At 46.0% G+C, this 24,875-nt stretch carries 23 protein-coding genes; 10 read left to right on the plus strand and 13 right to left on the minus strand.

Annotated elements, in window-relative coordinates; translation table 11 throughout:
• Nucleotides 1–204: 204 nt before the first annotated feature.
• Nucleotides 205–519 (minus strand): hypothetical protein, encoded by a 315-nt coding sequence (locus tag NST34_RS26585; protein ID WP_042191434.1) that lies wholly within the window; start codon nt 517–519, stop codon nt 205–207.
• Nucleotides 520–753: 234 nt separating this feature from the next.
• Here NST34_RS26585 and NST34_RS26590 point away from each other — a divergent pair, with 234 nt between their 5' ends.
• Nucleotides 754–1,074 carry a hypothetical protein gene (locus NST34_RS26590; protein ID WP_042191436.1) on the plus strand — a complete coding sequence of 107 codons (321 nt, stop codon included), beginning with the start codon at nt 754–756 and terminating at the stop codon, nt 1,072–1,074.
• A 258-nt stretch (nt 1,075–1,332) separates the two neighbouring features.
• Here NST34_RS26590 and NST34_RS26595 read toward each other — a convergent pair whose 3' ends face one another.
• The 8 genes from NST34_RS26595 to NST34_RS26630 all read right to left on the minus strand — a co-directional run bounded on the left by NST34_RS26595 (nt 1,333) and on the right by NST34_RS26630 (nt 10,547).
• Nucleotides 1,333–3,066, minus strand: a complete 1,734-nt coding sequence (locus NST34_RS26595) for a family 10 glycosylhydrolase (protein WP_341129097.1) — start codon at nt 3,064–3,066, stop codon at nt 1,333–1,335.
• A gap of 37 nt (nt 3,067–3,103) precedes the next feature.
• Nucleotides 3,104–4,738 (minus strand): extracellular solute-binding protein, encoded by a 1,635-nt coding sequence (locus NST34_RS26600; protein ID WP_341129098.1) that lies wholly within the window; start codon nt 4,736–4,738, stop codon nt 3,104–3,106.
• A 46-nt stretch (nt 4,739–4,784) separates the two neighbouring features.
• On the minus strand, nt 4,785–5,675 hold the full coding sequence (locus NST34_RS26605; RefSeq protein ID WP_042191442.1) for a carbohydrate ABC transporter permease: 891 nt from the start codon (nt 5,673–5,675) through the stop codon (nt 4,785–4,787).
• A 95-nt stretch (nt 5,676–5,770) separates the two neighbouring features.
• A complete protein-coding gene (locus tag NST34_RS26610; RefSeq protein WP_042191444.1) occupies nt 5,771–6,697 on the minus strand; it encodes an ABC transporter permease in 927 nt (308 codons plus the stop codon).
• Nucleotides 6,698–6,721: 24 nt separating this feature from the next.
• Nucleotides 6,722–8,020 carry a 6-phospho-beta-glucosidase gene (locus NST34_RS26615; RefSeq protein WP_341129099.1) on the minus strand — a complete coding sequence of 433 codons (1,299 nt, stop codon included), beginning with the start codon at nt 8,018–8,020 and terminating at the stop codon, nt 6,722–6,724.
• On the minus strand, nt 8,017–8,994 hold the full coding sequence (locus NST34_RS26620) for an N-acetylglucosamine kinase (protein ID WP_341129100.1): 978 nt from the start codon (nt 8,992–8,994) through the stop codon (nt 8,017–8,019). The genes NST34_RS26615 and NST34_RS26620 overlap by 4 nt, the downstream gene beginning before the upstream one ends.
• A 21-nt stretch (nt 8,995–9,015) precedes the next feature.
• The gene (locus NST34_RS26625; protein ID WP_341129101.1) at nt 9,016–10,005 is read right to left on the minus strand and encodes a LacI family DNA-binding transcriptional regulator; all 990 of its coding nucleotides are present in this window, start codon (nt 10,003–10,005) and stop codon (nt 9,016–9,018) included.
• 317 nt (nt 10,006–10,322) lie between these two features.
• Complete coding sequence (locus NST34_RS26630) at nt 10,323–10,547, minus strand: helix-turn-helix domain-containing protein (RefSeq protein ID WP_019908812.1); 225 nt, start codon at nt 10,545–10,547, stop codon at nt 10,323–10,325.
• A 247-nt stretch (nt 10,548–10,794) separates the two neighbouring features.
• Between NST34_RS26630 and NST34_RS26635 the strand changes: the two genes are divergently transcribed.
• From NST34_RS26635 to nagA, 8 genes are all read left to right on the plus strand, one after another.
• Entirely contained in the window at nt 10,795–10,962 is a 168-nt protein-coding gene (locus NST34_RS26635) for a hypothetical protein (protein WP_179085837.1), read from the plus strand.
• Nucleotides 10,963–11,577: 615 nt separating this feature from the next.
• On the plus strand, nt 11,578–12,483 hold the full coding sequence (gene efeO / locus NST34_RS26640) for an iron uptake system protein EfeO (RefSeq protein ID WP_341129102.1): 906 nt from the start codon (nt 11,578–11,580) through the stop codon (nt 12,481–12,483).
• A gap of 5 nt (nt 12,484–12,488) precedes the next feature.
• A complete protein-coding gene (gene efeB / locus NST34_RS26645) occupies nt 12,489–13,820 on the plus strand; it encodes an iron uptake transporter deferrochelatase/peroxidase subunit (RefSeq protein ID WP_341129103.1) in 1,332 nt (443 codons plus the stop codon).
• A 58-nt stretch (nt 13,821–13,878) separates the two neighbouring features.
• Nucleotides 13,879–15,678: an FTR1 family iron permease gene (locus NST34_RS26650; RefSeq protein ID WP_341129104.1), complete on the plus strand. Its 1,800-nt coding sequence runs from the start codon at nt 13,879–13,881 to the stop codon at nt 15,676–15,678.
• 290 nt (nt 15,679–15,968) lie between these two features.
• Nucleotides 15,969–16,946, plus strand: a complete 978-nt coding sequence (locus NST34_RS26655; RefSeq protein WP_341129105.1) for a LacI family DNA-binding transcriptional regulator — start codon at nt 15,969–15,971, stop codon at nt 16,944–16,946.
• A 236-nt stretch (nt 16,947–17,182) separates the two neighbouring features.
• Nucleotides 17,183–18,061, plus strand: coding sequence for a MurR/RpiR family transcriptional regulator (locus NST34_RS26660; protein WP_042191459.1), 879 nt, complete (start codon nt 17,183–17,185; stop codon nt 18,059–18,061).
• The gene (gene nagB / locus NST34_RS26665) at nt 18,061–18,789 is read left to right on the plus strand and encodes a glucosamine-6-phosphate deaminase (RefSeq protein ID WP_341129106.1); all 729 of its coding nucleotides are present in this window, start codon (nt 18,061–18,063) and stop codon (nt 18,787–18,789) included. Before NST34_RS26660 ends, nagB begins: the two co-directional genes overlap by 1 nt.
• Nucleotides 18,777–19,964 (plus strand): N-acetylglucosamine-6-phosphate deacetylase, encoded by a 1,188-nt coding sequence (gene nagA / locus NST34_RS26670; RefSeq protein ID WP_341129107.1) that lies wholly within the window; start codon nt 18,777–18,779, stop codon nt 19,962–19,964. The genes nagB and nagA overlap by 13 nt, the downstream gene beginning before the upstream one ends.
• A gap of 88 nt (nt 19,965–20,052) precedes the next feature.
• Here the strand turns inward: nagA and NST34_RS26675 are convergent, their stop codons facing one another.
• The gene (locus NST34_RS26675) at nt 20,053–21,168 is read right to left on the minus strand and encodes a YhcN/YlaJ family sporulation lipoprotein (RefSeq protein ID WP_341129108.1); all 1,116 of its coding nucleotides are present in this window, start codon (nt 21,166–21,168) and stop codon (nt 20,053–20,055) included.
• 201 nt (nt 21,169–21,369) lie between these two features.
• Here NST34_RS26675 and NST34_RS26680 point away from each other — a divergent pair, with 201 nt between their 5' ends.
• Complete coding sequence (locus NST34_RS26680) at nt 21,370–22,440, plus strand: glycosyltransferase family 4 protein (RefSeq protein ID WP_042191464.1); 1,071 nt, start codon at nt 21,370–21,372, stop codon at nt 22,438–22,440.
• Nucleotides 22,441–22,505: 65 nt separating this feature from the next.
• Here NST34_RS26680 and NST34_RS26685 read toward each other — a convergent pair whose 3' ends face one another.
• The 3 genes from NST34_RS26685 to NST34_RS26695 are packed head-to-tail and all read right to left on the minus strand — an operon-like array spanning nt 22,506 to nt 24,872.
• Nucleotides 22,506–23,546 (minus strand): glycosyltransferase family 4 protein, encoded by a 1,041-nt coding sequence (locus NST34_RS26685; RefSeq protein ID WP_076285982.1) that lies wholly within the window; start codon nt 23,544–23,546, stop codon nt 22,506–22,508.
• Nucleotides 23,543–24,265 (minus strand): glycosyltransferase, encoded by a 723-nt coding sequence (locus NST34_RS26690; protein WP_341129109.1) that lies wholly within the window; start codon nt 24,263–24,265, stop codon nt 23,543–23,545. The genes NST34_RS26685 and NST34_RS26690 overlap by 4 nt, the downstream gene beginning before the upstream one ends.
• Nucleotides 24,266–24,296: 31 nt before the next feature.
• Entirely contained in the window at nt 24,297–24,872 is a 576-nt protein-coding gene (locus NST34_RS26695; protein ID WP_341129110.1) for a class I SAM-dependent methyltransferase, read from the minus strand.
• Between the last annotated feature and the right edge of the window lie 3 nt (nt 24,873–24,875).

The following is a 24,875-nucleotide window of genomic DNA, read 5'->3' on the forward strand; positions in this document are numbered from 1 at the left end:
TTGAATATTCTTTTAGCAAATATGCATAAACAACAAAAAACCTTCCCACCCCTAAAGGTGAAGAAGGCTTAAACGCGTCACTTCTGAAGACATGGCCAGCTATATTTTCAGCTCCATAACCACCTGTGAACGGCCTTTAACGTTTAGTTTTTACATTACATTGGTGGTGGGGGGAAGGTGAGATGCATCCGATTGTTCACCAATTTAAATTGCTAATCCCTCCAATCGTTCAATTAGCAATGGAATCGCTACTTCAATCCAAAACTCCAGACAAACATGCCCACTGGACATACCACCATGACTGTATTTCTCACAATAGATTTGTTTATCTAAATCACCTAAGCTACTTCCTGTTAATTCCTCAAATGCGTATTTGAATATCTCTGCAAACTCCTCACCTGTACATGGATAATTCACTTCCTGAAAGTACCTCTCTAGCTCATCCCAAAGATATGGATCCCCTCTTAATCCCCACCTTTTTGGTCGCTCATTAAAAATAACTGATACTGTCTTTAGCATCCCCAGCCTCCGCCGCTTTCGAATTGGTCAACTATAACTTAACTCTATGAAACAAGTTAGAATTTCCGATATATCGTACTCACTTAATCTGTGTAAACAGTACTACTGTATCATTTTTAACCGCCAATTGTTCCAAATCCAATTATAATGTTTCTGACTATAATTAGATGATTTCAGACTGGCCAATTACTTAAAACTATTTAAAAATTCGATTAATATAGGGAGAAGATATAAATGATATTTTTTTCAGAAAATTCAAAAATACCAGATAAATATGCAGACTTTTTGAATAAGATTGCAACTTTCTTTGGGGAAGAAGAGAATTTCAAAGGTATAGTAAACGACACTATGGAAATCTTAAGACTGTCGTTTAAGGATGATATTTCCGATGCAGAATTGTTAAAGCGCGCAAGTCTTAATGGTATCATTAATGATCCGGATGTCTTTATGGAAATGATAAGTGACAATCCTGATAAAACCAAAATAAAAACAGTTTATATGGAAGAACTTAATGCTTTGTATTACACGATAAATGACATTTTCAGAACACTATGAGCAAAGAAAGAAGACATTCACCCGTATTTCGGAGATGAATGTCTTCTAACCCAATCTGCTTTGCACTGTGTTCTGCCGATTATATTACATCCTCAGATTCCAAAGTCAGCCGGTATCCGTTCTTTCTCACCCTGACAGCAAATCCCCAGGCTTCGGGTGCTTTCCAGGAGGTCTAAATACAAATCAAGCCTCTGATATCTTTGCTTTGCCCATAGAAAATAAAGCGAATGATGATGTATAGTTGTAATTGTATTAGACTTAATCCGTAATCTTCACATTTCCAAACACAGCCTTATTCCTCGAGTCATCCCCGGGATTGCTTAGTGCTATGCCAATATACACCTTGCGGTTCATCGGAATCTGAACAGTTCCGACCGTTTTCCAGTTATTCCCGTTCGTCGAAATAGCCCCTTTGAAGGTATTTCCACTTCTGCTCAGCTTTAGCCATCTTGGAGCCGAGGCAGCCGCAGTATGGTCGACCATATTACCCGCTGTCTCTGCACGATACTGGAAGGTTGCCCCATTCTCGGGGGTAAGCATCATATCCGCGTGCTTCGAATTATGACCCAGCGACTCCCGAATCATAATACCAGCCTTGGCCCAGCCGTCCAATCGGCTAGTGGACTGCACTTTTACAATAATCTCTGCATTGCCACTCACGGATTGGTATATATAATTCAGTTGATCTCCATTTCCCCAAATATCCGTAGAGCTACTGCTGAGTGTAAATTGCTTATTGGATGAATTGTAGGTAACGTTCCCCGGCATGGAACCGATATTTCGAGCCTTCCATCCTGCTGGTAATTGAGCCGGATAGTCTTGTTCTACCGGAGGCGTCCAGCCTGGCGTCGGCCAGGTTTCACGTTCCTTGATATTGGCCAATTCATCTTCTGGCCAGGCCCCGTAGGCAAAGAACGACAGGCGCTTCACGTCCGGATAATTCTCGCGGATTCCCTTGTAAATCTCCTGATATTGATCATCAGTCCAGTCATTATCCAGTGTGGCTACAATCTCCACGTCACTGCCACTGATCCGGTCGCTCGTATCCTTCAGGATGCCGTAGGAAGTGCTGTATACCCAATCACTATTGAACTCCCAGTCATCAAAGTACGCCATCGGTGCGACAAAGTCGATATCATCTTTAAATTTGGCTACATTCTGTCCAACCTCTGTAAATTCCGGCGGCAAAATATACACACCGAGCTGCACATCCGGATTTGAGGATTCGGAAATATCCTCACGGATATCGCCTACATACTGTCCAATTTGTTCAGTTCTCCATTCATTCCACTGCTCACGCTGAGGCGAATCCGTATCGAAGTCAATGCTGAGCGGGGAATACCCGAACTGCGTCTGATACTTCGCAACCGTGTAATCACTGACGTCCATGTTGTAATTGTCAAAGCGGATCCAGTCTAGCACAACACCGTCAACAGCATAATTCTCGATCACTTCCTGAATGATGGAACGCTCATACTGCTGCACTTCGTGGTGAATCGGATTGACAAAATATTCGTTGCCGTTAGAACCTGTGAACGGAGTCTGAACCCCATTAACCAGCGCTTGCATCTGCCATTCATCGTGAGCAAGGAAGGCTTGCTGATCATGGAACTGGGGAATCCAGGCATGAACCTTAATTCCTGCAGCATGGGCTGCTGTAATGACAGCCTGCAGGGCATCGAAATTCTCGTAGCCTTGCGCGATCGGAGCGATATCACTCTGATAAAATACACTTCCAGACGGAACCTCATCATCTTCATCCTGCTTCACGTTCATGCTGATGACATCGACACCGTAGCTTGTGGACAGCTGAATGAAATTATGGACATCCGCCGTGTTCTTAAACTGGTTTACGGTCCGTACAATAACTTCCGTTTCAAAAGGGGGATTACTCTCCTCATCGGCCTTAGCCGGCACGGAACCACCTACTATCGAAGAAACCAATACGAAGCTTAACATTGCTATGCATCTCGATCTCAGAGCAAATGCCATAATATCGCCTCCACAAGTATAAGATTTTATAAAAGTCTTATTTCGTCGCGTTGATTTTCTTGACATTCTCCTGCCATTTTTCGGTTCTGAACTCAAGCAGCTTATCCAGCCCCGCTTTTTGAGTGTTCTTTTTGGCTGTCTCCAGTGCCGACAATACCTCTTCATCCGACTTCGCCTGAACCATTTGTGCGTAAGCAAGGGTATAAATATCCCCGACATTCTGTGCGATGATGCCAATCTCCGTATCCGGAAGCGGATCGGTATTCACAAATTCCGTAATGTCCAGCGCGGTTTTCCAGGTCACCGTGGACTGCGCCACTGTCTCCCATGATTTCTGGTTCGCGGAAAGCAACGCCTCTAAGCTCATTTTCGCCGTATCAATAAAGGTCGTATTTCCCGCCCAGTTAAAGTCCTCGAATTTTCTCATCGTTTCGGTACGTTCGTTAGCAGGAGTCGTCTTGTATTTCTCATTCGGAATTGGTGCTCCGTCTGCGTCCTCCTCATCCCAGTACAAGCCTTTAGGACCGAAGAAAAGCACCTTCTGTCCCTCCGGACCCGTAATCCAGTCAAAGTAAGCGAAGATGGCCTCCGGATCCTTGGCCTTTTCCGTAATGACACTGACGTTCCAACCCAGCGTCTCGAAACCGCTTACAAACACTTGCGTTTTGTCTAGTCCGGCTTTATGAATCGGCCAAATAATTTCATAACCGCTGTCCGGATTGTTCGCAGTCAGTGCACGGTGTCCCTCGGCTCCATACGTAGTGATATTGGATTCGACCATGACCGCTACCCGGCTGGTATTGACCTTTTCTTTGACCGCATCCTGGGTTTGCTGCAGTGCATCCTGCGTAATCAGCCGTTCACGATAGAGCTTATTGATATACAGCACCATCTCCTCGTAAGCGGGATCGTCCAAGATAGATGACAGCTTGTCGCCTTCCGGATATCCCATGAGTGAAATGAACTTACTGGTGGAGTTCTCCTTAAACCCGCCATACATAATTTCCAGACCTGCCCCCTTCTCGCCAACCTCCAGAGGTACAACATCCGGATACTTTTCTTGCACCAAGCGTAAATATTGATACAAATCATCAAAGGTCTCCAGCGCCGGTCTGCCGAGCTCATTATAAATATCTTTATTCACCATCCATCCGCCGTTGCCGAATTGCCCGGATGTATACCAGTTGGGGATTTGATAGATTTTTCCGTCATCTGAACGGAGCAAATTCAGGGTGGATTCCTTCACATATTTCTTGAAGTTCGGATACTTGTCATAGTAATCATCCAGCGCAATAAGTTGCCCTGCCTGCACCAGCCGTTCCACTGAGGATCCCCGGTCAGTAAAAATGACATCCGGTAAATCACCACCGACGATCATCGTGTTGAGTTTTTCTCCGGCCGCACCTCCCGATTGAATCGGTTCAACATTAACCTTACGGTTCTCCTGAATCCATTTTGTCGCCTCATTATCCCCCCATGGTGATGTCGTAAGCCAGTCGTAATTTCCATAAAAGCTGAAGGTGACGGGCTTAATCCCGCTGCCGTCATCAGTGGTGACCTCGGTATTTAGATTTTTCTCGCTTGTGTTTGGTGAAGTGTTAGAATTCCCCCCTCCGCTACAGGCAGCGAGAAGAAGCACCAGCGAAGTCAGCAGAAGCGATACCCATTTCATACGATTGCCCATTCTTTTCCCTTCTTTCTACATAATATGGAGACTGCTATTCTTTCAATGAACCGATCATTACGCCCTTAACAAAGTACTTTTGGAGAAAAGGGTACGTCAGGATAATCGGAATAGTAGCGATCATCATCGTAGCCATGGTCAGTGACTTCGTAGTAATCGTCCGATTTCGGTTCATATGATCCAGCGCGATGGCATTCGATGAACCAATTTGGGTCATAATGTTGGAGTTCATAACCTGCCGCAGCAGTGTCTGTATAGGAAGCAGTTCGTCCTTCGTAATATAGATCGCTCCCGTAAACCAGTCGTTCCAGTAACCGACCGCAGTAAATAAAGCAATCGTAGCCAGCACCGGGCCGGAGACGGGAATAACGATTCGGAAGAAAATGCCGTAGTTACTGCAACCGTCGATTTTGGCCGATTCCTCCAACCCCTCCGGCAAAGCGTTGAAGAAGGTGCGGATGACAATCATGTTCCAGACGCTGATGATGCCGGGGATAATCAGAACCCAAAAGGTGTCCAGCATACCCAAAGAGCGAACTAGTAAATAACTAGGGATGAGCCCTCCACTGAAGAACATCGTAATCATGAAGAACACCATATATTGTTTTCGAAAAAGCAATGTTTTCTTGGACATTCCGTAAGCTAACAGGGCCGTGAAGAAGACGGACAATGCCGTGCCGCCGAGCGTTCTAAGAATGGTGATCAGAAAAGAATTCAGCAGGCGATGATCCTGAAACACAATGTAATAATTTTCCAGGGTAAATGCTCTCGGTAACAAGGTTACACCGCCGAGCGCCGTATCGCTCCCTAGATTAAAGGAAATGACCAGCGCGTTCCAAAATGGGTACAGCATAAGTAGCGCCAGCAGCGTCAAAAGGATATAAATAGTCCGCTGCATGATTTTGTCGCCCAGGCTTAGTCTCATTGTTCACCTCTCCTAAAAGGTTTATGGAGCATTACTTACAGTCGATACATCCCAATAAAACTTGCATCGGAAGCATTCGCTATGAGTAGTAGTACCTACCAGAGACTAACATCTGCCCGGCGCGCGATTTTGTTGGCCATCACCAGCAGAATGACACTGATCACCGCTTTGAAAAGCCCTACCGCTGTCGCATAAGAGAATCTGGCATTTAATATCCCCACACGGTACACATAGGTGTCGATAACATCGGAGTAGGGTCGCAGGATTGGATTGGTTGCCAGCAGCAAAATGTCCTCGAAGCCCGCACTAAGCAGACTGCCGATGGCAAGAATCATAAAAATGATGATAATGGGGGTAATGCTGGGGAGTGTAATCAAGTGAATTTGCTTAAATCGGCTTGCTCCGTCTATGGAAGCGGCTTCATATAAAGTCGGATCAATGCCTGCAATCGCGGCCAGATAGACAATGCTCCCAAATCCGACCTCCTTCCACACATTTACACTTACTAGAATAGACCAGAAGTATTTGGGTAACGCCAGGAAGTTAACTGGCTCCCCTACCAGATTGAATCGCTCCAGCACATAGTTTACCGTTCCGTTGTCAACAGATAACAGCGAAAATACAAAACCGGATACAATAACCCAGGACAGGAAATACGGTAAATAGCTGACGGTCTGGATAACGCGTTTAAAGCCCATATTACCGATCTCATTCAGCATTAGTGCAAGAAGAATCGGTGCTGGAAAAGAGATAATCAATTTAAGCAAGCTAATCACAATGGTATTTCGCATCACATTCCAGAACTCCGGTGCCTCGAAGAACATTCTGAAATGCATAAATCCAACCCAGGGGCTCTTCATAATGCCGCCAAAAATATCGTATTGCTGGAATGCCATAACCACGCCATACATCGGAATGTAGCTAAAAATGAATACAAAGATAATTCCCGGCCAAACCATGGACTGTAAATCCAATTGACTGGTGAATTTCTTCCATCTACTTGGTTTCTCGGCCGTGTTCATCCGTTTTTCCTCCTCTGGACGATTCTAGTGAAACAACGGCAAAAACGCTTTGTTCTTCTCCAGCATTTCATCCAGCAGCTGTTCAGCTACGGTGACCGAAGGCACGAGCGGATGATGAACCATAGCCTGCAGGGCCATATCCCGGTCTCCATGCACAGCCGCCTCGATGGTGAGGCTCTCGTATTGCTTGACCGCGGCCAGCAGGCCTTTGACGGGCTGCGGAATTTTGCGCAGCGGAATCGGCAGCGGACCTTGTTTGGTTACCAAACAGTTCACCTCAATGGAGGCATCGTCCGGCAAGAAGTCAATCATTCCGTTATTCCTTACATTCAACGTCTGGATATCACGGGAATCATTATAAATGGAGCGCATCAGCAGCACTGCCGCCTCCGAGTAATAGGCTCCACCACGCTGCTCCAGCTGCTTTGGCTTCTCCTTTAGCTCTACGTTCCGGTACAGCTCAAACAGCTCTTCCTCCACCTTCTTCACTACCTCAGCGCGCGATCCGATCGTTGCTGCTGCTTCCTTCTGTTCCGCAAGCATCGCGTCCGTCATGTAGTAATAGCTCAGGTAATAAGAAGGGATGGCTTTCAAAGCATTCAGAAACCGGTGGTCCCAGGAATCAAACGGCACATTACTCGCCTTGTAGTTCTGGGGGTAATCAATGAGCTCTTGTAGCTTGCTTTTACCGTCAATTACGATATCGGATACCCAGTGCAGGTGGTTGATGCCGACAAACTCCGCATAGATCTTCTCTATAGGAAGTCCGAAGAACTCAGAGAGCCACTTTTGAAAACCGATCGGCGAGTTGCACAGGCCTACGCTTTTTACCGATGAATATTTGTGAACAGCTTCAGTTACCATACCGGCCGGATTCGTAAAATTCAGCAACCAGGCATCCGGAGCTAACTCCTCGATGTCCTTGCAAATATCCAGAATAACCGGAATGGTCCGCAAGCCTTTCATCATCCCTCCGGGACCCGTCGTCTCCTGACCGATGACATCGTATTGAAGCGGAATTAATTCGTCCCATTTTCGCGCTTCCAGCATACCTACCCGGATTTGAGTGCAGATAAAGTCTGCTCCGGCGATGGCCTCCCTGCGCTCAAGCGTCTGGGTCACGGTAATCGGCAGTCCGGACTCAGCAATCATACGCTTGCTTAATTCCGCAATCGTATGCAGCTTCTCCCTTCCCGCCTCAATATCCACCAGCCATACTTCGCGGACGGGAAGCTCTCTATGATGCATGATGATGCCTTCAATAAGCTCAGGCGTATACGATGAACCCGCTCCGATGACAACGAGCTTCAAAGTCTCCTTCATAATAATAGCCCCTCCTTACCCAGTGATAGACGATCAAGAACCTCCTGATTCACACGCACACCGCTGCTTTCCATTGCCAAAACGACCGCGCCTACAACCGGTTCCCGGGTTAGAATCCTTAAAGTGCCATTTGGAGCCGAATGCTTCACTCTCTGTTCAATGGCCCGCCGGATGATGCCTGAGCGATCCCCCTTGGTCAATAGGCTGCCTGCAAGTACGATGTCAAAGGAATCCTCCTCCATAGCCAAATGGAGGATTGTAGATACCGCTGCCAAACCCAGCTCATCCCCTTGCTTAGTCAGCAGTCCGATAGCAACCTGGTCTCCTTCATCTGCCGCTTGAAACAGCAGCTCAGCAATCTGGGGAGGCAAGTCTCTGGAATGATCCAGGTAATCCTCCCTTAACTCCGAAACACTGGAATAGCCCAGCAAATGAATTAAGCGTTCGCTTAAGACAGTCTCTTTCTCTCTTCCATCATCCGCCCGAAGAACGCTACGGAATACCTCAATACTTAGATCATAGCCGCCGCCGTAATCACCGAACCGATAGCCAAATCCACCACATTGGTATGTAACGCCTCGCGGATTTTTACCGGCGCAGTTCACTCCCGAGCCGCAGATCAGCACGATCCCATAATTACTCTCTGTACCTGATCGCAAGGCAATCCAGGTATCGCAGGAAATCTCAGTTCGGGGAAGGCCAAGTCTGCTGATGATTGGTCGTAAAATTCGAAAATCGGATTCTCTGTCCGCTCCAGCCAGACCGAACCAGGAATACTCCATCTGATCCTTTGTCAGCCCCGACGCAATAATCGCTCCCGATACAGCCTGTTGCAAACTGTTCTCCGCCTGCTCACGATTGTTTTGATGATTCCCGTTCCCTCCCTTGCCTACACCGATGACCGTTCCCTGTTCATTTGCAATCATTGCATAAGTTTTGCTGCCCCCTGCATCGACTCCCAAAAAGTACTTCACAGTTCGTTTCACTCCTAATAATTAGGTTAACCTTACAGATGCGGTGGATTCACGCACGAGAAGCTGAGGAGCGAGCTTCGTTACAACAGCTGGCATCACCTCCCCATTGATTAATTTCATCAGCAAATTAACACCAATGCTGCCCATTTGCGCCTCAGGCTGTCTGACTGTCGTCAATCGGGGATAAAATTCACCTACGAACTGCTGATCATCAAAGCCAACCACTGAGATATCCTGAGGTACCAGAATCCCCTCCTCACGCAGGGCTTGAACAACACCTAAAGCAATAAAATCGTCTCCTGAAAAAATGGCTGTCGGCAGCTTATCTTCACGGATCCATCTCTTGGCCACCTCATAACCGCTACTTACCGTAAATCCGCAATATTCCGTGCCGAAAGGCGTTAGTCCCGCTTCATCCAGCGCCTGTACATAACCCCGCTTGCGCTCTGCTACACTCAGGAACACCGAAGGGCCACCGATATAGGCGATCTGGGTGTGTCCAAGACCTATCAAGTGCTTGGTAGCTTCATACCCCCCTTGATAGTTATCGACGACGACACTGGGAACATCCTCATGCTGGAGCTGGTTATCCAGCAAGACAAACGGAATATTTTTTCTTTTCAGCTCCTCCACATATTCTTTTTCCTCAAGCGGAGATAACAGGATAATCCCGTCAACGCGGTCCTTCTGAAACAGGAAGTTAACGCCTTCATCCTCATTCTCGGCTATCGACAGGGCCAAGAAGTAACCTTGTTCTGCCAGCTTCCGGTTCACCACGCGAATCACGCGGTCATAGAAGGAGTCGTTAAAGTTGGTAATCGACATACCGATGACTCCCGTCTTGCCACGCACGAGACTCCGCGCCGCTGAATTGGGCTGATAATTTAATTCCTCCATAGCACTCAGCACTTTCCGCCTATTGCCTTCACGTACAGAAGGTGAATTGTTAAGAACTCTGGATACGGTCACTACAGAGAGCCCCGACTTTTTGGCTACATCATGAATGTTCATCTAAGCTTCTATGCCTCCAAGTTCAATAGTTTAAACGTTATAACTTTCAGGGAAATAAAAAAGGACTAACTCTTCTCGCCACAACTATGTCCTGACTGAGAATCGAACATTGAATGTCAGTTTCATCTTTATCGAAAGTATCAAAATGATTTCAAAAGTTTAAAGGTTTTAACTTTATGATGATTTTACAACCATTCCCAATATCCGTCAATCCATAAAATGTAGTCAAATTTAATATTCCGGACACTACAAAAAACCTTCCCTCACCCCTAGAGGTGGAGAAGGCTTAAACGCGTCACTTCCGAAGACATGGCCAGCTATATTTTCAGCTCCCCAAGCTTGATCAGCTCGACAACCGCTTGTGAACGGCCTTTAACGTTTAGTTTTTGCATTACATTGGAGATGTGGTTCCGAACTGTTTTTTCGCTGATAAATAATAAACCAGCGATATCACGAGTCGTTTTGTCTTGCACGAGAAGCTCGAAAACTTCGCGCTCACGATGAGTCAACAGAAATTTGCTGTGGTGTTCGTTCCCCTTCAATGGTGTCACCCCTCCTTGCCCTGGGTTTGTTTGGTATAACAAGGTAAAGGGATACAGTCAAAACATATTATGTATTGATGAAGTTAATGGTGCTGTCATAACTACAAAATGGGCTTAACCATCCGAAGCTTATTACACCGCTTTAGTGAGGACATTCATCCGCAAAACTTGAAATCCTCTTGGATAGAATCATCTCCTTACAGGGCAAACTACAACTTGTTGTTTCTTATTAAAAGGAGGTGTAAGTATGAGCAACTCGAAAAATAATCAACCTACTAAGGCAGAGGTACAAACTACGAAATTAAACAAATTGCCACTAGTCGGTAAATTCGAACCGGAATTTTCTGCTGAGGAAGCCGCAGAAGTATTCAAAAATCATCCCACTACGGAACATGAATCCCATAATGAACAATAAAATAAAGACGACACAGAATGGGGCTGTCGAATAAGTAGTTTTTTTCCTATAGATGAGACGGCCCGGTTAATTATAAAAATTGTAAGCAACACATAGCAGCGATTCATCCATTATTGCAGAATCGCTGTTTTGTGTTGTTGGTCGTTGACTGCCCGCTTCAACAGTGTATTCATCATCTCCTTCAGAGGGTTACGGACCCAGATGACGTTATTAGTATATTTTCGCCTTTTAAGCAGAGTTTCGGACCCCTCTGCAGCTATTTATAAGAAAGAGAGTAATATTGGGTGTTTTTTAGGTCAATAGAGACTATGAGGTCCGATAGCGATCCAAATCTCGAAAAAAGCTGCGTTTAAGGGCAGCTGTGTCCGATATCTGCTGCATTCGCGCAAAAAATGATCAAATCAAACGAAGTGTTAACTTGCTAATACCCGGATGTAATTAGATATATTTCTACAAACTCAACTCCCAGTCCAGGGAGTTTTTTTATCTTGCAAAATATAACTATGAAATACATCACAATTTTATATTGACAGTAAATGTATACGGACTTATGATAAGTCCAGCATAAATGATAACGATTATCATTCACATATAAAAAAAGGGGTGCTTCATTCAATGAAATTCACATATGCCGTGCCTGCAGGTCTACTTGCAGCCTCCATACTATTTACCGGGTGTGCCAGTAACAACAATAACAGTAATAGCAATACTAGCAATACTAGCAATAATAACTCTGCAAATGCTGCTAACAGTACCAAGGCAACAAATACATCTGATACTACTACAGCAACTACTGCCGACTTTACATCAGCGGTTGAACAATATCGTACATATGTCATCGAGCAATGTGATGAATTTGTAAAGCAAACGGAAAATTTCACGAATGCAGTTAAAGAAGCAAAGATTGAGGATGCAAAGGCACTTTATGCACCAGCCCGCATGTATTACGAGCGAATTGAGCCGATTGCAGAAGCACTTGGTGATTTGGATCCGAATATTGATGCCCGTGAGAATGACGTAGATGCTGCTGAATGGCGCGGCTTCCATAAGCTTGAAAAGGCACTCTGGCAGGATAACACTACCAAAGATATGACCGAAGTTGCTGACCAATTATTGAAAGATGCCCAGCTTCTACGTGCGAAAGTAGAGACCGTAGAGATCGATGCCAATCTGCTCGTTACTGGTGCTGTAGAACTGCTTAATGAGGTTTCTTCTTCTAAAGTAACAGGTGAGGAAGAACGTTACTCCCACACGGATCTGTACGATTTCGTTGCTAATGTTGAAGGCGCCCAAAAGATATACGAGCTGTTAAAGCCAGAACTGGCGAAAAAAGATGCTGAGCTGGAAAAAACAATTGGTGAACGGTTCGCAGCCTTGCAAGCCGAGCTTGCTCCTTTCAAATCTGGAGATGGATATGTTTCCTATAAAGAGCTGAAAGAAGAAGATGTGCGTAAGTTGAGTCAGAATTTGGATGCCTTGGCTGAGCCATTGTCCAACATGGGAACTATTCTAGGAGTGTGATCATCATGAATAAGCAAAATAGATCTACCGGTTTACCAGCGAATGCAGAGGGTGCCCCTCTCAATGAAGAATCCAAGAGCAATCTTATATTAGATAAAAAACTAAGCCGCCGCGATATGCTGCGGCTTACTGGCGCCACTAGCCTTGGTCTATTATTAGGTGGTGGAGGTGTTGGTGGAATTATGGCTGCGCGCAATGCCGTAGCTGAGCCAACAGTAGCCTCCGATGCTGATTCCATTCCTTTTTACGGGAGTCATCAGGCCGGCATTCTAACCCCTGCGCAAAATTTTATTTACTTCGCAGCCTTTGATCTGACCACAACGAAGCTATCCGATGTAAAAAAGCTAATGCAAGCATGGACAACTGCCGCAGCTTCTCTTACTACTGGCAGCCTCATTGGCGACGTCAATGACAACCCTAATCTCCCACCCTCCGATACAGGTGAAGTGGATGGTTTAAACCCTTCACGCTGTACGCTTACCTTTGGTGTCGGCCCTTCTTTTTTTGACAACAGATTCGGTTTATCTTCCAAGCGTCCAACCCTATTAGCCGACCTTCCAGCATTTACTGGAGACAACCTGGATCCAAAGTGGTGTGGTGGAGATATTTGTGTCCAAGCCTGTGCTGATGATCTGCAGGTGGCTTTCCATGCCATCCGAAATCTGGCACGTATCGCCCGTGGCACAGCCGTACTCCGCTGGACACAGGAAGGCTTCCAGCGCACAGGAACAGCAGATCCTAAGGGAGCGACGCCGCGTAATCTTCTAGGTTTTAAAGACGGCACAGGAAATCCAGATACTACGAACGAAGCAGAAATGAACGAAGTGGTCTGGAACAGCAGCGGTGACGGTCCTTCATGGATGAGCGGCGGCACTTATATGGCAGTTCGCCGTGTACGTTTCCGAATCGAGGTCTGGGACCGTTCCTCTCTAAGCGATCAAGAAGCTACCTTTGGACGTCATCGCCATACCGGAGCACCTATCGGTGCAAAGGATGAATTTGATGATCTGAATCTGAAAGCGGCTGATGCATCCGGGAAGCCAATCATTCCACCGGATTCACATTCTGCCTTAGCCCATGGTGATGGCACAGTCAAAATGCTGCGCCGCTCCTACTCCATTTCCAGCGGATTAGATATCGCAACAGGTCAACTCGATGCAGGTTTATTATTCATCAGCTTTCAACGGGATTTAATGAAGCAATTTGTTGCGATCCAGCAGCGCCTCTCGAAAAGCGATCGGCTAAACGAATATATGACGCATACAGGCAGTGCGGTATTTGCCTGCTTCCCAGGTATTCGCAAAGGCGGCTACATCGGGGAAGCCCTTTTAGGCTAAGCCAGCCCTAATTTTCCAATCGAATGTTCCTGTCCATTATTGAAAGGGGATTATCCCGATGTACTCTCTTAATAAACGGCTGCTATCGAAGGCAGCCGTACTGATTCTGTTTAGCATCATATGTATACTGATGCTTTCTAACCCGGCGGGGGCGGAGGGTGATGGCTCGGTCGACGAGCTGCTGCCGCCTGTCGGCAGCGCGCTCGTCGAAGCCGGCCAGAGCCGCTGGGACGCGGCCGCCGCCGATGTAGAAGCGTTCGCTGCGCTGTGGCGCACCGCGAACGCGAACACGCCGGACCCGGCACTTGCCGGTCCGGCTGCCGCCGTTGACGCCGCGCTTGCAGACGCGGCGGCGGCCCTTGCGGCGGGCGATGGTGCGCCCGCCAAAACGGCACTGTCCACGCTCGCAAGAAGCGTGGACGCGTATGTCACCGCCGCCTCCGGCACGGACGGCGGTGACACTGGAGCCGCCGGCCAGGAGACGGCGGTGAAGCTGTTGCCCGCGGCGGAGCGCACGCGGGATGCGGTGCGCAGCGCCGACTGGAGCGCGGCAGCGGCAGCGTACCGTGACATCGTCAGCGGATGGAAGCCGGCAGAGCGCAACATCCGGGCCGACAATTCCGCCGTCTACAGCTTGCTGGAGACGAAGATCAGCCTGCTGCGCATTGCGCTGCAGGCAGAACCGCTCCGCGAGGAGTCGGCGAAATCAGAAGCAGAAGCCTTATATCAGCTGCTTGCTGATTACAGTGAAGGCAAAGCAATAGATGCTGGGGATACTTCCGGTAAACCAGCATCTATTGAAGGACTGATCAGCCATCTCAACAAAGCTTCTTCCACCGCCAAAGCAGGCAACAGCGCAGAAGCAGCTAATATCATGGAGCAATTCATCGTAGATTGGCCCTCTGCTGAAGGACAAGTACAGATCGCATCTCCAGCGGTCTATACCAATATTGAGAACGAAAGTGCAGCAGTCACTGGCTATCTGCTCTCTAATCCACCTAAGCTAGATCAAGCCTTAAAGATCATGGATAATATGGTCACTGAGCTGACTCCTTTGGCTGGTGAGACAACCTATAATGCTTGGGATGCTGCGCTAATTCTTCTGCGTGAAGGACTGGAGGCGATCCTCGTATTGTCTGCCCTTCTGGCCTACCTGAAACGTGATGGCAACACAAAAGCACAGAAGTGGATTTGGTCTGGTGCAGCTGTAGGACTTGTAGCGAGTATCGCATTAGCCGTTCTACTCACCTATACCATTTCCCGCGCCGCATCTGGTGGAGCACGCGAGATGATTGAAGGCATCACAGGTCTTGTAGCCGTCATTATGATGCTTACCATTGGACGCTGGCTGCATAGTAAATCAAATACCGCAAATTGGAACAACTATGTTGGACGGCAAGTGGATGGAGCATTAGCCAAGGGCAATCTCTGGTCTTTGTCCTCCGTAGCAGCGCTTGCGATTTTACGTGAAGGAGCAGAAACCACCATTTTTTATGTAGGGATGGCCCCCTCCATTAAAGTGTCTCAATTGCTGCTAGGGATCGGTAGTGCTCTAGTCATTCTAGCAATTGTAGGTTACGCAATTATTGCCTTAAGTGCGAAATTGCCGATTGCTGCCTTCTTCCGTACAGCTACACTTCTTATTTACTATTTAGTATTCCGCTTTCTTGGAGAGAGCATTCACTCCCTTCAAGTCGCAGGGAAACTACCCGCACATGTACAGGATGGATTACCTTCTATTAGCTGGCTCGGGATGTATCCAACTTGGGAAACTTTAGTGCCTCAGCTGCTTGTCCTTGCGTTCATTGTGTGGGAGATGCTGCGCAATAGAGCACCAAAAGCGTCACAAACTGTATAGCTACAAAGAAAAAAACGGTTGTCATCTTTTAACGATGACAACCGTTTTTTGTAGATTTTAAATGAAGCCGATCCTCGGACCTTTACATTAGAAATGAAACTAGATGTACCGGTCCGTCACGCCCGTTAGGTTACGCCGGTTTAGTCCGGTAATCCCTTGCAACTACAGTCTAATTTATGAAATGGATTCCATAGCAAGCTTTTTATTTGCAAAGTAATTTACGGACGATATGATAGAATAAAAAGACTAGACACTACACACAAGCACCAAAGGGAGGCTGTTGTTCTCGAATGGCTAATATAAAAGAAATCGCCCGTATGGCTGGTGTTTCCGTGACAACGGTCTCGCGAGTACTCAATAATCATCCTTATGTAAGTGAAACCAAACGAACCGCTGTTTTAAATACGATTGAAAAGTTAAACTACACGCGTAATATGAATGCCGTGCATCTAATTACCGGCCGTACCCACGCCATTGCCGTTATTATCCCTAATATCAACATTTTTTATTTCTCTGTAATTATTGAAGGCTTAGCCCAAGAAGCGTTGCTAGCGCAATACCGCTTGATTCTGTGCCAGACCGATTATCGTCATGAAGAAGAACTCAAGGTACTGGAGATGCTGCGCAACAAAGAAATTGACGGCGTGGTAATTGTATCTACGAGAATGAGCTCAGAAGTCATTGATGAGTATACAGCATATGGGCCGATAGTCATCTGCCAAGATAGAGGTGAACGCCGCTTCTCTTCTGTGTATATCGAACATTATTCCGCTTTTCGCTCCGGCCTGCAGTACTTGCATGATAAGGGGTATGAACAGATAGGTTACTGTGAAGGCAGACAACATGGCAGCAGTAGTTCTATCCGGCAAATTGCCTTTAGTGACTTTCTAGCCGCTACAGGCCAGCCTTTTCAGGAAGATTGGATGATGTATAACTGTATGAATGAAGAGGACGGTGGACGTGTACTGCACCAACTGCTGAAAATGAAGAACCGGCCTAATGCCCTAATTATTTCAGGCGATCATGTGGCAGCCGGTCTAATCATCGAAGCGTGGAAGAACGGTATCCGTATTCCTGAGGATCTGGCCGTCATCGGATTTGACGACCAGCCGATCGGACGACTTTTAGGTCTAACCACCATAGATAACCAGTTACCCGAAATGGGCGTTACAGCTTTTCGGATCATCTATGATCAGATCCAAAATAATGATAGTCATCCTGTACACCGTAAGCTTGAGTATCGCATTATTGAACGTTCTACGGTATAGCACGTTTCAGGTATTGTTCAAAAACGGTCCACCTCGCAGTCTTCTGTGAGTGGGCCGTTTTTATTTAAATAGAAGAGAGACTAATAATTCTCGCATATTATCCTTATTGTATTCATTTTTACCCCTTGCATCCGGATAGATTTTGTTTTATTCTGAGTATGAAAATAATTTTCTTATTTGAAGAAGTAATTTTAAAAATAATTTTAAAAAGCTACATTAGAAGTCGAGGTGGATTGATGTCCCCAATTTTATATGCACTTGAGCATGAAAAGTCCAAGCTGTCTCAAATGGAGCGCAAGCTGGCGGAACGGATCCTTTCATCACCAGGTGAAATCGTTCATATGGGCATCACAGAACTCGCGGAGCAATGCGGTATTAGTCCTGCTACTATCACACGTTTTTGTAAGGTTCTACATTTTAAAGGCTTCCCAGATTTCAAAGTAAAGCTGGCGGCTGAAATTGCTCATAGCGATGCAGCGCCTCAAGATGGCGGTTCTTCTTATCAGGATATCGTTGCAGGTAACCCGCTTTCCGTAATTGTGGAAGCGATGCAAACGAACCACCTGACATCCATTCGGGATACTACTTCACTCCTAGATCTGGAACGATTACAAGCAGCCGTTAATTTATTGTGCCAAGCACGGCGAGTGGATCTTTACGGGATGGCGACTTCCTCCATTGTCGCACAAGATTTCTATCAGAAGCTGATCCGCATTGGCGTGAATTGCACCGCTTTCGCTGATTCCCATATGCAGATTACATCTGCTTCTTCGCTATCTGAAGGCGATGTCGTATTCGCAGTATCGTATTCCGGAGAAACCCCAGAGACCATTGATGCTTTAACTTGTGCCAAAGCCAGCGGAGCAAGCACCATCGCTCTAACCTCTTACGGCAGCAGCACCTTGGCAACTCTGGCTGATATTCCTCTCTTCTCCTCTTCTCTGGAAAAAGGAATGCGCCGAGGAGATATGGCTTCACGTATTGCCCAGCTACACATCATTGATATTTTGTTTACTGGAATGGTCAGCACCCGTTTTGGGGATTTTATTCCTAGACTGGAGCAATCTTATTTGAATGTCCAACATTACCGAAACAAACGAGGAGGTCAATCTTAATGAATATTCTTAAGTTCAATAGTGATGAAGATTTTGTACAAACGGGTGCGAATCTTATCGCCAGCCTGCTTCAAAGCAATCCAAAAGCGGTGCTCGGTCTAGCGACCGGAAGTTCCCCAGTTGGTGTTTATGCCAAATTGGTTGAAATGCACCAAAAAGGACTTGTAAGCTTCTCGAAAGCCACTTCCTTCAATCTTGATGAGTATATCGGATTGCCTGTTGATCACCCGCAGAGCTATCGCAGTTTCATGAACGAGCAATTATTCAATCATATTGATATTGACCCAGGACAGACACATATCCCTAACGGCAATGCAGCAAATATGGAAGCGGAGTGCCTCGCATACGACAAAATGCTGGAAGAAAACGGACCGGTTGACTTGCAGATCCTCGGGATTGGAAGCAACGGCCATATCGGGTTCAATGAACCAGATGCCAATCTCAGCAGCAAAACCCATGTCGTTGATTTGCTTGAAGACACACGGGAAGCAAATGCCAGATTCTTCGACTCTTTGGACGATGTGCCGCGGCAAGCAATAACCATGGGCATCGGCGGCATTCTGAAAGCTCGCCAGATTCTATTGTTAGTACGCGGTGCCGGCAAAGCTGAAGCCATCCGGAATGCCGTTGAAGGTCCGATTACTACCCAGTGCCCTGCATCTTTACTGCAGAGCCATCCGAATGTAATCGTCCTTGTAGATGAAGGAGCAGGAAAATGGCTGAAATAAATAAAGAACCAGGAAAATTACTGTTTGGTAAGGTGCTGACTCCAAAAGGATTAATTGAGCATGGCGTGATTGCCGTATCGGGTGAGCAAATTCATTATGCCGGCGAGGCAACATGGCTTCCAGAGGCTTACGCGCACTGGCCAGCTGATGGTCAAGCTTCGGAAGACCTGCTCATCCCTGGATTTGTAGATGTGCATGTACATGGTGGAGCTGGCCACGACTTTATGTATAGTGATGCTGAATCTTTAAATACCATCACTAAATTTCACAGCTCCCAAGGCACAACTACCATGTTGGCTACGACTATGACTGCCTCTAAGCCAGCCATTGACCAAGTATTTGCCGAAATAAACGCATATCGCGCCACTGAGATGCCATACACACAAATTGCGGGCATGCATTTGGAAGGACCATTCATCAGCCCAAAATGGTCCGGCGCTCAGAATCCTGAGCATATTGTTCTTGCCAATATTGAGTGGCTGGAACAATGGGAGAATGATTATCCGGGCATGATCCGGCAAGTCACCTTGGCTCCGGAACGCGAAGGTGCACTAGAAGCTATCCTCTGGCTCCGTAAGCATGGTATTACCGCTGCTCTCGGTCACACCGATGCTTCCTTTGAAGAGGTTATTGCCGCGGCAGATGCCGGATTAAATCAAGCCGTGCATATGTTTAATGCAATGACACCGCTACATCACCGTAAGCCTGGAACTGCTGGTGCTGTACTGTTCGATAAACGCATTCGTGCGGAGATCATCGCCGATGGCATACATGTTCATCCTGCAGCGATTTCTCTAGTGGCTAATCTAAAAAAAGATAACAATTTGTTATTAATTACAGATGCCATGTCTGCAACTGGTCTTAGTGATGGTGAATATACAATCGGCGATTTACCTGTGCTGGTTCAAGATGGCATCGCCACACTTAAAGATAACCCTGCCGCTTTGGCGGGTAGTACACTTACCATGATTCGTGGCTTCCGTTATCTCATACAAGAAGTAGGGCTCAGCTTAGAAGAAGCCTCCCGTGCTGCAAGCCTTACTCCGGCGATATCGATTGGAATGGAGCGTTCGATCGGTACCTTGGAAGCCGGAAAACGTGGTGATATCCTGCGTCTTGACGCTGAATTGAATTTGCGAGGCGTATGGATTGGCGGTCGCCCAGTTACCATTTAATAAGGTGGTTATATAATAAAAAAGCAACAATTCTCGCCACAAAGGTGAGGACTGTTGCTTTTTTTGGTTTATAAAATCGAACTATTGATTAATAATTACGCGTCGGGAAAATTCGCTCAACCATCGTTCGGAATTCATCCACAAAACCCTTGATTGGATGACCCGCACGGGCCTCTTCTGCATAAACGTTAACACGCTCTACAAAGTCTGGGTTTGCTGATACATATACATCCTTAATCGTTGCATCATGTTTTTTAACTTCAGCAGCGATTTTCGCTTTAATTTCTTTAGTTACTGTATCTGTTTCTTTCATATTCATAGTGTTATTTGTACTGTTCATGTGAGTCGAATGAGTACTGTTCATGTGTGTGGAATTACTTCTGTAATTCGTACCATGCGTACTATTGGTGTAGTTTGGAGTGGTACTGCGAATACCCATTCCAGTCCCCAAACCATCTGTCATTCCGGTCCCGGTTCCGGTTGTATTTCTGGTTCCCATGCCCATTCCGTTACCAATACCCATTCCCATATTGACATCATGTTTCGAACCGTTGCTATTCAGCAGAGGTCCATTATTATAAGTATGGGTTCTTGTCCCAGTCGTTCCTGTACCTTTACCTGTACCTGTTCCCAGACTTCCCATTCCGGTTGTTCCATTTCTGTGAGTACCCATGCCAAGTGTTGCAGGTCCAGTGCTTGTTGTACCAGGGACTGTATTCACAGTGCCTCTCAGAGCTCCGTTCGTTCCATTCGTTACGGCCCCTGTATCATTCATTCCATCGCGTCCTATTTTCACTCTTCCTGTACCCGACATTACTCCAGTCGGTCCATAATTGTGAGGAACTGTAGACGATTTGGCTCGATAAGATGTAGTACCTTTGGCCCGAAGACCAGTAGTTGTATCATGTAACGTTACGGCGACATACGCATTTTTACCTGCAAGCATTACGTTCGCAGTGCGAACTTCAGGCATAGCAGCAATACGATCAGCAAGATCCTGACTGACCTCCATTTTAGTAATATTATGCGTACCCATTGTTCCTCCGCGCACGGAGTTTACACCGATACGTCCGTCATTTACCCCCCGGACACTATTAGTTTGCACATTAGTCTTTTCTGCCGTGTTCGTCCCACACCCTGTAATACTCACCAAGCCTAGAAGTAATGCGGCTGAGACTGACATGCTGATCTTGGATCGCATCATGAATTCATCCTCCATCTCTATTGTTGTATGTGTGCAGCGTAACAGTCGTTAGCATGACCTTCCGAAGAACAAGCTATCCTGAAAGGATTTGGAACTATGACTGTTTACCGTCACCTGCGAATGCACATCGGCGTATCTTATAAACAGTAAGCCGTATTTCAACGAGTCGGTATTGCTCCGCAAAAGTCAGGAGGCACGTGCATGAAAGTTTTATTCACGTTTTATATACCGAGTGGCGGGGTGGAAACTTTAAATAAGCTGCGGTGCGAGAGTCTCCAGCGTAATGGGATCGAATGTCATGTTTTATATCTAATGCCTGGTTCAGGAAGCCAGAATAAGGCTAACTTTCCGGTCTTCATTTCCTCTATAGATGAGGAGATTAAAGAAGTACTTGAGACACATAACTATGATGCCATTATTGTTACATCCGATTATTTATTGCTCAAGCGTCTGCGTGAGCTCGGTTATGGCGGTATTTTGATATACGAATCTCAAGGACTTGGAAAACGGAGTCATGCGGAAGATCTAATCAAAGACGCTATTCCTTATTTCCGCTCCTACTGTAACGCTGTCTTAATCCCACCAACGGATCATTTACTGGAGCTGTTTATTGAAATCTGTCCATGGCTACATCGGTATGTCATTCCCAATATTGTTGATGTTCAGTCCTTTCAGCACATCCCTGCTGAACCTCCCGCTGATCCGGTCATCGCTTGGGTCGGGCGTCTGGAAAGCAACAAAAATTGGCGCGAATATTTGAGAATTGCCCATCAAATTCGCCTTCACAAACCAAACCTTCATTTATGGATGTTTCATGATCCTGAATTAGCCACAGAGGATCAAAAGCAGCTCTTCCAAGAAGAATTGCAAACCTTAGGTCTGAATGACCGTCTGAGTACCTTTACCAATATTCCAAATCATGTGATGCCGATTTATTATTCCTCGATAGCCAATTCTGGTGGGTTTCTGTTATCCACCTCGGTTACAGAGGGATTTGGATATGCCGTTGCGGAAGCCATTTGCTGCACTTGTCCCGTACTTAGCACGGATTCCGACGGCGTTAGATCTTTTATTGTGCATAATATTTCAGGTAAATTTTATCCTCTTGGCAACATCCAAACGGCCGTCAATGAAGGGCTAGAGCTAATGAACAATATGCCAATGCGAAATGCACTCCGCCAGCAAGGAAGAAATTATATGGTTTCACGTTACGGTACGGAAAAATATGCGCAGTCTTTTCGTGAAATGATGAACTCCTTTGCCATCTTCTAACTGCAAAAGAACCTTCAAACCACTTTTTTGTGGATTTGAAGGTTCTTTTATAATTTTGGGACATACTAAAATGGATTCCTTGATACAATCTCAAATAACATATTTTGAAATATTCGTGTACTTTTTTCCCAAGTGAAATCCTGTGAAACCTCTTCCCCCTTACGAGCCAATCGTCGGCGTAAAGACGGGTCTCTGATTAAGGTTATAATGTCATCTGCAAGCCGATTCTCAAACCGGTAGGACATCAAACAGTTATGACCATGTGTACAATATTCCTTATTCCCACCGGCGTAAACCGTAACGAGCGCTGCACCACAACGCATAGCCTCGATCCCTGGTAACGAACCTGTATCATACGTACTCGAACTTACGAAAATGTCGCTCTCACTATAGTGGAAACAAAGTTCTGTATCATTCGCTGGAGTTCTTATTTGGTAACGTTCGTCGTTCACTAGGGCTTGTAGCGTTGCAGATTCCGCTTGTTCTCCGGGAGGAGAAATTAAATATATTTCAACCTCTGGATGGTGGGCTTTAACCTTGTTTAATTGCCGAAGTAAATAATCCTGCTCACGGTGAGCTGAGAATCCGCCCTCTGGTTTGCGCATAATCGCGGAAATTACCAGCCTTTTATTACGATCACGGATTTTCGTATTTTTAAAAACAGGACCTACCCCGATCGGTACGATTCTCCCTTTAATCCCATGGTTCATCTGGACAATTCCTTGTTGCCAGTGTGATAGAACCAGTAGGTTGGATGCAATATTATACGATGAAAAAGAACGGCTATTGTCAGGTAAAAAGGTAGGCTCATAACAAAGCGCCAATCGAACATGAATGCCTTTCCCCTCTTCACTTGCCCGCTGTGATACCTCGACTGTGGTATAGAAGTTGGAGATAATCACATCTCCTGCAGGAAAATCGCTTGCTGCCAGTTCTCCTTCTTTTGCATAGATCAGTTTACATTTCATCTCGTATTCTACGACACCATCACTGGGTAAGAGGATCGTCACTTCATGACCCATTTCTGTCAGACGATTAGCCAGCTCCGTGAGCATACGCTGCGCTCCGCCCCTAGTTAGAGTTAGAACAGGAAATATTAATTTCATTTCCTTCTCTCCTTTTGCAACAAGCGTGATAGAACCCGGCGATGTCTTGCTTGTACCTGCTCAATCTCCTTTTTCTGCTCCTCTTTGTGAATCACTGAGCCCATTTCGTTATGAACTCGGTAATCAAGCAGCGGTTCCTCTATAAAAGACCATGTATAATACGGCAAAATACGCAGCCATAGATCATAATCTTGTGTATACAACAATTTCTCATTAAATTTCCCTACTGTGCGGAAGATATCCATATGGAGAAGAACCGTACTTCCATTCACCGGACAGCCTATCATCATGGTCTCAATAAACTGTGCCCTGCTGTCAAAAATCATACTTATCGTCTCTGAAATCCGCTCACCCTGCTCGTTTACATAATAATAGGCTGTATAATTAAACAAAGTATCTGTGCTCTTGAGCATTTGCATCTGGTGATTGATTTTATTCGGATGAAATAAATCGTCAGCACTTAGCCAGGCAAAATAAGTTCCGGTAGCCACTCCTATCCCTCTGTTTAGCGCGGAGGCGGTTCCTCCATTGCTTTTTCGTATATAAATAATCTTATCCCTGAAGGGCTCAAGCTTTTCCATCCAAAGAGTAGATCCATCATCGATTACAATGATCTCTATGTTCGAATAACTTTGTTCCAAGACGCTTTGGATGGCGAGATCCACATATGGACAGTTATAAAAAGGAATGATCACTGACACTTTAGGTTCTTCACTCATGCGCTCACCTCCTTCACCTGAAGCTCGCTCTTTATACTGTTTTGCAAGCCAATAAGGCATCTACCGGAGCATGGCCTTCGCCATACGCCTCACGAAACGATGGGTTTTGAGCATGATGAAAGCCTTTAAGTACAGTTACAGCATACCCCAGCTCCATAAAGTCCTCCGGCTCCCATCCGCTCCGATGCTTTTGATAATGTTCTCCTTGCAAGTGATAATGGTCCGTTCCCTCCTGCGGAAAAAAACCCCGAGGTGTAAATACAACTACACGATTATAGGCGATTCTCTCGGCCATCCCGAGTAATCTCTGTCCTTCTTTCCTTTCAAAGTGTTCTATGGAGTCGATAAAAGTGACTGCCGAGAACGTCTTAGCAAGAAATAATTTATCCATATGACTAGCATCCCCATGCACTGGAATAATGTGAGGTGATTTATATTCACGATGCAGTAGGTAAGGTCTGTGAATTTCTAGTCCTAGGACAACTGCGGCTTCATACCGTTCAAGCAGGGTACCAGTGCCGCTGCCGATATCCAGTATACTTTCACAGAATTTCAACTGCTCCAATAAGATTGGTAGAAAGTCATTCACTTCAATTTCCCGGTACATAAC

This window comes from Paenibacillus sp. FSL H7-0714 (assembly GCF_038003765.1).
Classification (GTDB): domain Bacteria; phylum Bacillota; class Bacilli; order Paenibacillales; family Paenibacillaceae; genus Paenibacillus_AQ.